This is a genomic window from Mycobacterium sp. (genome assembly GCF_035697385.1).
Taxonomy (GTDB): Bacteria; Actinomycetota; Actinomycetes; order Mycobacteriales; family Mycobacteriaceae; genus Mycobacterium.
Genome location: NZ_DASSCY010000005.1, coordinates 1 through 9,540 on the forward strand (window position 1 = coordinate 1; position 9,540 = coordinate 9,540).

The 9,540-nt window shown below is 66.2% G+C and carries 8 protein-coding genes; 3 read left to right on the forward strand and 5 right to left on the reverse strand.

Annotated features, from left to right (window positions below; translation table 11 throughout):
• Positions 1 to 214: 214 nt before the first annotated feature.
• Both VFH65_RS00475 and VFH65_RS00480 read left to right on the forward strand, forming a co-directional pair.
• Positions 215 to 988, forward strand: a complete 774-nt coding sequence (locus VFH65_RS00475) for a response regulator transcription factor (RefSeq protein ID WP_353319152.1) — start codon at positions 215 to 217, stop codon at positions 986 to 988.
• The gene (locus VFH65_RS00480; protein WP_353319153.1) at positions 985 to 2,511 is read left to right on the forward strand and encodes a sensor histidine kinase; all 1,527 of its coding nucleotides are present in this window, start codon (positions 985 to 987) and stop codon (positions 2,509 to 2,511) included. The genes VFH65_RS00475 and VFH65_RS00480 overlap by 4 nt, the downstream gene beginning before the upstream one ends.
• Positions 2,512 to 2,515: 4 nt before the next feature.
• Here the strand turns inward: VFH65_RS00480 and VFH65_RS00485 are convergent, their stop codons facing one another.
• From VFH65_RS00485 to zwf, 5 genes are all read right to left on the reverse strand, one after another.
• A complete protein-coding gene (locus VFH65_RS00485) occupies positions 2,516 to 2,713 on the reverse strand; it encodes a hypothetical protein (RefSeq protein ID WP_353319154.1) in 198 nt (65 codons plus the stop codon).
• Between the two features lie 239 nt (positions 2,714 to 2,952).
• Positions 2,953 to 4,167: an MFS transporter gene (locus VFH65_RS00490; protein WP_353319155.1), complete on the reverse strand. Its 1,215-nt coding sequence runs from the start codon at positions 4,165 to 4,167 to the stop codon at positions 2,953 to 2,955.
• Positions 4,164 to 4,817, reverse strand: coding sequence for a bifunctional 4-hydroxy-2-oxoglutarate aldolase/2-dehydro-3-deoxy-phosphogluconate aldolase (eda, locus tag VFH65_RS00495; protein WP_353319156.1), 654 nt, complete (start codon positions 4,815 to 4,817; stop codon positions 4,164 to 4,166). The genes VFH65_RS00490 and eda overlap by 4 nt, the downstream gene beginning before the upstream one ends.
• The gene (edd, locus tag VFH65_RS00500; RefSeq protein WP_353319158.1) at positions 4,814 to 6,637 is read right to left on the reverse strand and encodes a phosphogluconate dehydratase; all 1,824 of its coding nucleotides are present in this window, start codon (positions 6,635 to 6,637) and stop codon (positions 4,814 to 4,816) included. The genes eda and edd overlap by 4 nt, the downstream gene beginning before the upstream one ends.
• On the reverse strand, positions 6,634 to 8,109 hold the full coding sequence (zwf, locus tag VFH65_RS00505; protein ID WP_353319159.1) for a glucose-6-phosphate dehydrogenase: 1,476 nt from the start codon (positions 8,107 to 8,109) through the stop codon (positions 6,634 to 6,636). Before zwf ends, edd begins: the two co-directional genes overlap by 4 nt.
• Before the next feature lie 123 nt (positions 8,110 to 8,232).
• Here zwf and VFH65_RS00510 point away from each other — a divergent pair, with 123 nt between their 5' ends.
• Positions 8,233 to 9,405: an ROK family transcriptional regulator gene (locus tag VFH65_RS00510; RefSeq protein ID WP_353319160.1), complete on the forward strand. Its 1,173-nt coding sequence runs from the start codon at positions 8,233 to 8,235 to the stop codon at positions 9,403 to 9,405.
• The last annotated feature ends 135 nt before the right edge of the window (positions 9,406 to 9,540 follow it).

The following is a 9,540-nucleotide window of genomic DNA, read 5'->3' on the forward strand; positions in this document are numbered from 1 at the left end:
ATCGGGGCCAACCACGCGGCCAGCGGCAGGATGGTTTGGAACTGGGCGAACGGCAGAAGCACCGACCCGACACCGAGCCAGAGCCAGGACGATCGAGTCGATGCGATGAGTGACTGTAGCGTCGCCCGAGCGGCTCGAACACCGGTTTGATGCCCACATATGAAATATCTATGAGGACCGTGACGAGGCGCTGTGTGACCGCCAGAATGGGCTGATGACCTCTGTGCCGGTCGCTGACCAAGGTGCGGGACCTCGTCGCGCGATTCTCGGCCAGCTGCCCCGGATGTACCGCGCCGACGGTTCGCCGATCCGTGTGCTGCTGGTCGACGACGAGCGCGCGCTGACGAACCTGGTTCGGATGGCACTGCAATACGAGGGCTGGGAGATCGACGTCGCTCACGACGCGCGCGAGGCCGTCGACAAGTACCACGCCAACACCCCCGACATCCTGGTCCTCGACATCATGCTGCCCGACATGGATGGGCTCGGCGTGCTGCAGCAGATCCGCGACTCCGACACCTACCCGCCAACGCTGTTCCTGACAGCTCGAGACTCGGTGATCGACAGGGTCACCGGGCTGACCGCGGGCGGCGACGATTACATGACCAAGCCGTTCTCCCTGGAGGAGCTGGTCGCCAGGCTGCGCGGGCTGTTGCGCCGGTCGGCCTACCTGACACCGGCCGACGAGGAGACGCTGAGCGTCGGCGATCTCGAACTCGACAGCGCCAGCCGGGAAGTCGCCAGGGCGGGGGAGCCGATCGCGTTGACGTCGACCGAGTTCGAGTTGCTGCGGTTTCTGATGCGCAATCCACGAAAAGCGTTGAGCCGTAAGGAGATTTTGCACCGGGTGTGGAACTACGACTTCGGCGGCCGGTCGAGCATCGTCGACCTGTACGTGTCGTACTTGCGCAAGAAGATCGACGCCGAGCATGCACCGATGATCCACACGGTTCGAGGCGTCGGCTACATGCTGCGGCCCGCGGAATGACTGGCTTGTTGCGGCGCTGGCAGACATGGACGCTTCGGCGACAGCTCGTAATCGGGGTTTCGGCGATAGTCATGGTGGTGCTGCTGACCGTCGGTGTGCTGTCGGTACTGACCCTCCGCAGTTCGCTTTCCGGGGTCATCGATACCCAGTTGACGGCGTCGGCGGACGGTTTCAGCTACAGCGTGACGAAGTTCCGCATCACGCCCATGGCCGATGGCCGCAAACCGCCGCCCGGAGCGATGAAGCCGCTGACCCAGGTCGTCGGCCAAGCACCAGGAAACGTCATCGCGCTCATTCAGAACGGCAAGGTCGTCGATTCGGCGCACTTCGAAGACGGTGAGGCCGGCCCGGCGTCCGGCAAGGTGATTGCCGAGATTCCCAAACTGGCGGCCTGGATCGGAACGGGTAAGCAGGAGGTGGACCTGGCCGGTCACGGCGAGTACTTGATGGAGGTCCGCCCGGGTGACGGGGACGAGCGCCTGGTCACCGCGGTGTCGCTAGAACCGGCTCAGGAAGCCGTGGCGCGGGAAACGGCGATCGTCGCGGTGTTGACCGCGCTAGCCCTGCTGATCACGGCGCTCGGCACGGTTGCGATCGTCCGGTTCGCGCTTCGTCCGCTGGGCCGGGTCTCCGCAACGGCGGCCGAGGTGGCGACGCTGACGCTGGACCGCGACCACCACGCGATCGCGCCGCGGGTGCCGAATGGGGACACCGATCCGCGCACGGAGGTCGGTCTCGTCGGTGAGACCCTGAACCGATTGCTCGATCACGTCGAGCGGGCGCTTGCCGACGTGGCGGCGTCGGACCGCCGGATGCGCAGGTTCATCACCGATGCCAGTCACGAGTTGCGCACGCCGCTGGCCGCCATCCACGGCTACGCCGAACTCACCCGGCAGGACAGCTCGGTCCTTCCGGACACCACCGAGTACTCACTGGCCCGCATCGAAGCTGAAGCGCGGCGGATGAACTCGTTGGTCTCCGATCTGCTGCTGCTGGCGCGGCTCGACGAGGGCCAGGACCTCGAGACCTCCAGAGTCGACCTCACCGATGTCGTGATGGATGCAGTGAACGACACCGCGGTGTCCGCGCCGTCACACCGGTGGCTCACCCAGCTGCCCGATGGGGCTGTGTGGGTCCAGGGGGACCGTGCGCGACTGCATCAGCTGCTGGCCAACCTGTTGTCCAATGCCCGGGTCCATACGCAGGCCGGCACCACGGTGACGACGGGAATCGCAACGGGCAGAAGCGATGACGGCACAGCGTACGCCGAACTGACCGTCAGCGACGACGGGCCGGGGATCCCGCAGGATCTGCTGCCGCATCTGTTCGAGCGGTTCTTCCGCGCCGACAAGTCGCGGTCACGCCAAGCGGGCAGCTTCGGGTTGGGGCTGTCTATCGCGGCGTCGATCGTCGAGGCGCACAACGGAACCATCGAGGCCGAATCCGGAAACGGGAAGACGACGTTCAAAGTGAAATTGCCGACGGTTCAACATGAACCGTCGGCAATGTCCGAATTGATATAGAGCCCTAGCAGGCGACGTCGACGTAGACCGTCTGTGATGTGACTGTCGTATTGACCGAGCCGCCACCACGCGAGTCCGTGGTCGAATGGATCTGGCCCGGGCGCACCGCGCTGACGGTGCAATCCGAAAGCGCCGCGCCGCCCGTCCGGTTGACGATCACGTGGTAGCCCTGGGATTCCAGCGACTGGACGGTGTCGTTCACCTGCGACGGTCCCGTGGGTGCCGCAGTCGCGACAGAAGCAAGAGCGACGGCTGCGGATGCAACGGCACATGCGGTAATTCCAATGGCGAGATAGCTTTTCATTTCCCGACCCTTCAGTTTTGTTGGTCTGCTTATGCATTCCAATCTAGGGCCGTATTCCGGCTATTGGCTGATGCTCATAGTGAACACAAACATATGTAGTTCATATGAGAGAGTGGCTCGCCGTGCGATCGGCGCGGCTACCGCGAACGGCGCTGCAGCAGTAGAGAAATCGTCAGCACGAGCAACCCGCCCACGGCAAGCACCGCGCCCGCGACGGCCGGTGCGGTGTAGCCGTAGCCCGCGGCGATCACCACGCCGCCGACCCATGCGCCGGTGGCGTTAGCAATGTTGAGTGCCGAGTGATTCAGCGCCGCAGCCAAAGTCTGTGCGTCGTACGCGACGTCCATCAGCCGCGTCTGCAGCGCGGGCGCGATGGCCGAGCCCGACGCGCCGATGCCGAACAGTACCAACAACGCAGTCCATGGGTTGTGCGAAGCGAACACGAACACCGCAAGCACGGTGGCAAGCGCGGCGATCGAAATGTACAGCGCGCGAATCACCGACTGGTCGGCCAATCGGCCACCCACCAGGTTGCCGACCACCATGCCGAGGCCAAAGACCATGAGTGCGACCGGAACCAGTGCGCGGGGCAGTCCGGCAACATCGGTCATCGTGGTGCTCACGTACGTGTAGACCGCGAACATGCCGCCGAAACCGATCATGCCCACCAGGAGCGCCAGCCAGACCTGCGGCCGCCGCAGCGCGCCGAGCTCGGTCAGCGGGCTGCTACTCGGCATCGATCGCAATCGCATCGGCAGCCAGAACCACAGCGCGGTCAACGTGATCGCACCGATCGCGACGACAAGTCCGAACGCGCTTCGCCAGCCCAGCGCCTGGCCTAGCCATGACGCGGCAGGCACACCGACGACCGTCGCCACCGTCAAGCCGCACATCACATGTGCGACCGCCTTCGCGCGGTTCTGCGGGCCCATCAGGTGGGCGGCCACCAGGGCGGCGACACCGAAGAACGCGCCGTGCGGCAGGCCCGCGACAAACCGCGCGACCATGAGGGTTTCGTACGACGGCGCCAGCGCGCTGGCGAGGTTGCCGAGCGTGAACACCGCGATCAGGCCGAGAAGCAGCGGCTTGCGCGCCATCCGTGCCGTCAGCGCGGCGATCAATGGCGCGCCGACGACAACGCCCAGCGCATACGCCGAGATGACGTGGCCCGCCGTGGGCTCGGTGATGCCAAGGCCGGCCGCGATGTCGGGCAGAAGGCCCATCGCGACGAACTCAGTGGTGCCGATCCCGAAGCCGCCCAGCGCAAGGGCGAGCACGGCGAGCCAGCGCACCGTCGGGTCGGGTGCGACGACGGCAGGCGGTCCGGTCGGGCGATCGAGTGAAATGGTCACTGTGAATCGGACTCTCGTGTTTTGGGGTTGGCAAGTTCGACGGCGGCATGCGCAAGACTCGCGATTCGGGTCCAGTCGCGGCTCTCGATCGCATCGGCAGGCGTGAGCCAGCTGCCACCGATGCACCCGACGTTGGGCAGCCCGAGGTACGACGCCAGGTTCGTCGGCGTTATTCCGCCCGTCGGACAAAACCGCGCAACGGGAACCGGGGAATGGATCGCCCGCAGATACGCGGCCCCGCCAGCGGCTTCTGCCGGGAAGAACTTCATGTCGGTGTAGCCGTCTTCCAGCAGCGCCAGAACTTCGGACACGGTGGCCACACCCGGCAGATTCGGTAATCCGGTGTCGCGCATGGCCGATCGCAGCGCTGGTGTGCTTCCGGGGGACACCAGGAACTGCGCCCCGGCGGCGGCCGCCTGCTTGGGCGCAATGGTATCGACGATGGTGCCTGCGCCGACGATGATCTCGGGCACCTCGGCGGCGATCCGCTCGATCGCGTCCATCGCTACAGGGGTGCGCAGCGTCAGCTCGATGATCGGCAGGCCACCTTCGACGAGCGCCCTGGCAATCGGCACGGCGTCCGTCGCATCGCGCACGATCACGACGGGGATGACCGGGACGATGTCGAGCAGTGACGTGTTTTCTCTCATACTGAGCTCCTGAATACGGTGGCACCCTCGTCGGCCGGGCCGACAGCGGCTCGCATGCTGGCGAACAGTTCGCGACCGGTGCCGACCCACTCGTCGGCTGTCGGCGCCCTGCCGGTGGGGGCGCGGCAGGCGAAGTCGTCGTCGGACACGTGGATGGTAAGGGCGCCGGCTTCGGCGTCGAGCGTGATGACGTCGCCGTCCATCACGCGGGCCAGCGGACCGCCTGCTGCCGCCTCGGGTGTGAGATGTATTGCGGCGGGCACCTTTCCGGATGCGCCCGACATGCGGCCGTCGGTGACCAGTGCCACCCGGTGGCCGCGGTCCTGCAGCACACCCAGCGCCGGGGTGAGCTTGTGCAGCTCGGGCATGCCCAGCCCCTTCGGGCCCTGGTAGCGCAGCACCGCGACGAAATCGCGCTCCAGCGAACCGGATTGGAAGGCCAACAGGAACGCTTCCTGACTGTCGAACACCAGGGCAGGCGCGGTGACAGTCCGGTGTTGCGGGTCGACGGCCGACGTCTTGATCACCGCCGTGCCGAGGCCGCCGGTGAGCGTCTTCAGGCCGCCGTCGGGTGCGAACGGGTCGTCGACGGTGCGCAACACCGTCGTGTCGAGGCTTGCCTTCGCACCCTTGACCCACCGCAGCCCTTCACCGTCATGCCGCGGTTCGTACGTATAGCGGCCGAGTCCGTCGCCGGCGACCGTGCGTACATCGGCGTACATGAGGCCGGCGTCGAGCAGCGAGCCGATGACACAGGCCATACCACCCGCCGCGTGAAAGTGATTGATGTCGGCCTTGCCGTTCGGATACACGCGGGCCAGCGACGGCACCGCGGCCGACAGGTCGGCGATGTCCTTCCACGACAACGTGATTCCCGCCGCATTGGCGATCGCTACCAGGTGCATGGTGTGGTTGGTCGAGCCGCCGGTCGCCAGCAGGGCTACACACCCGTTGACGACGGCACGTTCATCGACGACCTCGCCGACGGGCGTGTACTCGTCGCCCAAAGCTGTCAGGCCGGTGACGCGACGGCCCGCCTCGGCGGTCAACGCATCCCGCAGCGGGGTGTCCGGGTTGACCAGGCTGGTGCCAGGCAGATGCAGGCCCATCGCCTCCATCAGCAGCTGGTTGGAGTTCGCGGTGCCGTAGAACGTGCATGTACCGCTGCTGTGGTAGGAGGCCGCCTCGGCGTCGAGCAGCGCGTCGCGACCGACCTTGCCCTCGGCGTGAAGCTGGCGGATCTTGGACTTCTCGTCGTTCGGCAGCCCCGATGTCATCGGGCCAGCAGGCACAAAGATGACGGGCAGGTGTCCGAATCCCAGTGCGCCGATGAGCATTCCGGGCACGATCTTGTCGCAGACGCCGAGCAGCAGCACAGCGTCGAACATGTCGTGTGACAGCGCGATCGCGGTGGCCATGGCGATCACGTCGCGGGAGAACAGTGACAGCTGCATGCCCTCCCGGCCCTGCGTGATGCCGTCGCACATGGCCGGCACACCACCCGCGAACTGGGCAATGCCGCCGGCGCCGAGGACGGCCTCCTTCAGCCGTTTGGGATAGCTCTCGAACGGCTTGTGTGCCGAGAGCATGTCGTTGTACGACGACACGATCGCGATGTTGGGCTTGACCATGCGGCGCAGTGCTTCCTTGTCGCGTATGCCGGATGCCGCAAAGCCGTGCGCGAGGTTGGCGCAGGCGAGTCGGCCACGGGCAGGGCCGGTTTCGGCCGCTCTCGCCAGCCGCGCCAGATACGCACTGCGCCGCTCAACGCTGCGCGCCGCGATCCTCGCCGTCACGTCGGTGATCACCGGGTGTGTCATGCAGCTCCTTCATGCCATCGCCTGCCATCACGTTCGAGCAGGGTGGCCGCGTCGACGGGACCATCCGTACCTGCCGGGTACAGCCGCGGCACCCGAGAAGAGTTGTGCCATTGGCGCAGAATCGGTTCAGCCCACGTCCATGCCGCTTCCACCTCGTCGCGCCGCATGAACAGCGTCGGATCACCACGGACGACGTCCATCAGCAGGCGCTCGTAGGCGTCCGGCGACCGCCGTTGGAACGCCTGGGTGTAGTTGAGCGCCAGCGACACCGGCCGCATCTGGATGCCGCCCGGCCCCGGCTCCTTCGCCGTCAGCTCCAGGCGCATCTCCTCATCGGGTTGAAGCGAGATGACCAGTCGGTTCGGTTCGGACGCTCCGTCGCTGCCGGGAAACATCGGCAGGGGAACCGGTTTGAACTGGACGACGATCTCGGAGTATCGCTTCGACATCCGCTTTCCGGTCCGCAGATAGAACGGCACCCCGGCCCATCGCCAGTTGTTGATCTCGGCCTTCACGGCGACGAACGTTTCGGTTGAGCTGTCGGGGTTTTCGGCGTCCTCGCGGTAACTGCTGACCACCCCGCCCTCGGCGAGCCCGGGTCCGTACTGTCCGGTCACGGTGTGACGCTTGATCTCGTCGACGGACATCGGCTTCAGCGCCTGCAGCACCTTGAGCTTCTCGTCGCGGACGGTCTCGCGGTCGATGTACGTCGGAGGTTCCATCGCGACCAGGCACAGCACCTGCAGCAGGTGGTTTTGCAGCATGTCGCGCAGCGCCCCGGACTTGTCGTAGTAGTCGGCGCGGGTGCCGACGCCGAGCGATTCGGCGGCGGTGATCTGGACGTGGTCGATCCAGCTGGAGTTCCACAGCGGTTCGAACAGCGTGTTCGCGAACCTGGTGACGAGCAGGTTCTGCACGCTCTCCTTGCCGAGGTAGTGGTCGATGCGAAAGATCTGCCGCTCATCGAACACGGCTCCCACGGCGTCGTTGATGGCCTGCGCTGATGCAAGGTCTCGGCCGATCGGCTTCTCGAGTACCACTCGCGACGACTCGGAGACCAGCCCCTGTCGGCCGAGGGCGTCGCAGATGGGTCCGAACAGGGCGGGTGCACAGGCTAGGTAGAAGACCCGGATGTCGACCGTCGACGGCGACAGGATGTCGGTGACGGCCACGTAGTCGGCAGGTTCGGTGAGATCGATGCTGACGAACCGCAGGCGCCCGAGGAACCGGTCGACAGTCGCCGCGTCGAGCAGCTCGGAGGAAACGAATCGGCCCAGCTCAGCGTGGACCTTGTCGCGGTAGCCCGGCTCGTCCAGGCCCGCCCGGGCCACGGCGATGATCCTGGTGTCGGCGGTCAGCTGACCGTCGCGGTCGCGCAGGTACAGCGCCGGCAACAACTTCCGTATCGCCAGGTCCCCCGTGCCTCCGAAGATCAGGAAGTCGCAGGGGCCAACGGCAGTGACGGTCGCCATCTGGTCCTCCTCATCGTGCGTCGGGCTTGATCGGTCAAGTCCCCACCGTAGAGAGACTTCGGATGCTCCGCAAACGCACTTAGGTATTTGAAATACAGAAGTGATGGGGGTTACGCTGCCTGAATGGCGTTAACCAGGACTTCAACGACGACGTCCGCCGGAGAGATCTGTGCCCTGATCAGGGATCGGCGCGACATCACCCGCACCGAGATCGGTCAGCTCACCGGCCTGTCCCGCACCGCGGTATCCGCGCGGGTGACTGCGCTCACCGCGCGGGGGCTGGTCGTCGAGCGTGAACTAGCGCCGTCGACCGGTGGGCGCCCGGCCACGTTCCTGACCTTCAACGCCGACGCTGGTGTCGTCCTATCGGCGGCCATCGGCCGTAGCCGGACCCGGCTTGCGGTGTGCAATCTGGCCGGCGAAATATTGGCGGCGACGGATATCGATCAGGAGCCGGGCCTGCTGCCCGACGACCTGATGCCCGACGTCGTCAAGCGGCTCGACGCACTTCTGGACGACTCCGGGCGTCCCGACGATCGGATCTATGGCGTCGGGCTGAGCCTTCCCGGCACCGTCGATCAGCAACGTGGAGGCAGCCTCGACTCACCCGTCATGAGCGGCTGGGACGGCGTGCCGTTGCCGCCGTACTTCCGTGAATTGACCGATGCGCCGGTGATTCTGGACAACGACGCCAACGTCATCACGCTCGCCGAGCGGCGCGGTGATCGCCGGGCGTTCGACGATCTGCTGGTGATCAAGGCATCGACCGGTCTCGGCGCGGGCATCATTGCCGGCGGAGTGCTGCAGCGCGGGGCCGTGCAGGCGGCCGGGGAACTCGGCCACAACAAGACGCAGGCGGCTGCGGGCATGCCGTGTCGGTGCGGCGATACCGGTTGCCTGGAGGCGATTGCCGGCGGCTGGGCATTGGTCCGCGCGCTACAAAGGGACGGCCGCGCCGTCGGTCACCTGCGCGATGTCGTCGAGCTGGCCAACAGCGGCGACGCCGACGCCCGCCGGATGATCCGCGACAGCGGCCGCCACGTCGGCGAAGTCCTTGCCGCGGCGGTCAACCTGCTCAATCCGGCCGTGCTCGTGGTCGCGGGAGACATGGCGGGCGCCTACGACATCTTTGTCGCGGGACTGCGAGAAACGTTGTACGGCAACGCAACTGCGCTGGCGACCAGGGTGCTTCAGGTGGTGCCGTCGACCTATGGCGACCGCTCCGGCGTCATCGGCAGCGCCACCCTGGTGCTCGACCACGTGCTCAGCCCGCACGAGATCGACGCGTCGCTCTAGTTTCCGCCGAAACGGTATTCCAGCAGAGAAAGTTCGAGTAGGCGCCCGCTGGAATACAGTTTCGCGGCTTGTCGGTGGTGGCGGCCAGTATGCGGTCATGGGGGAGGTATTTGTCGGCGGTGAGGCGGTCGCCGA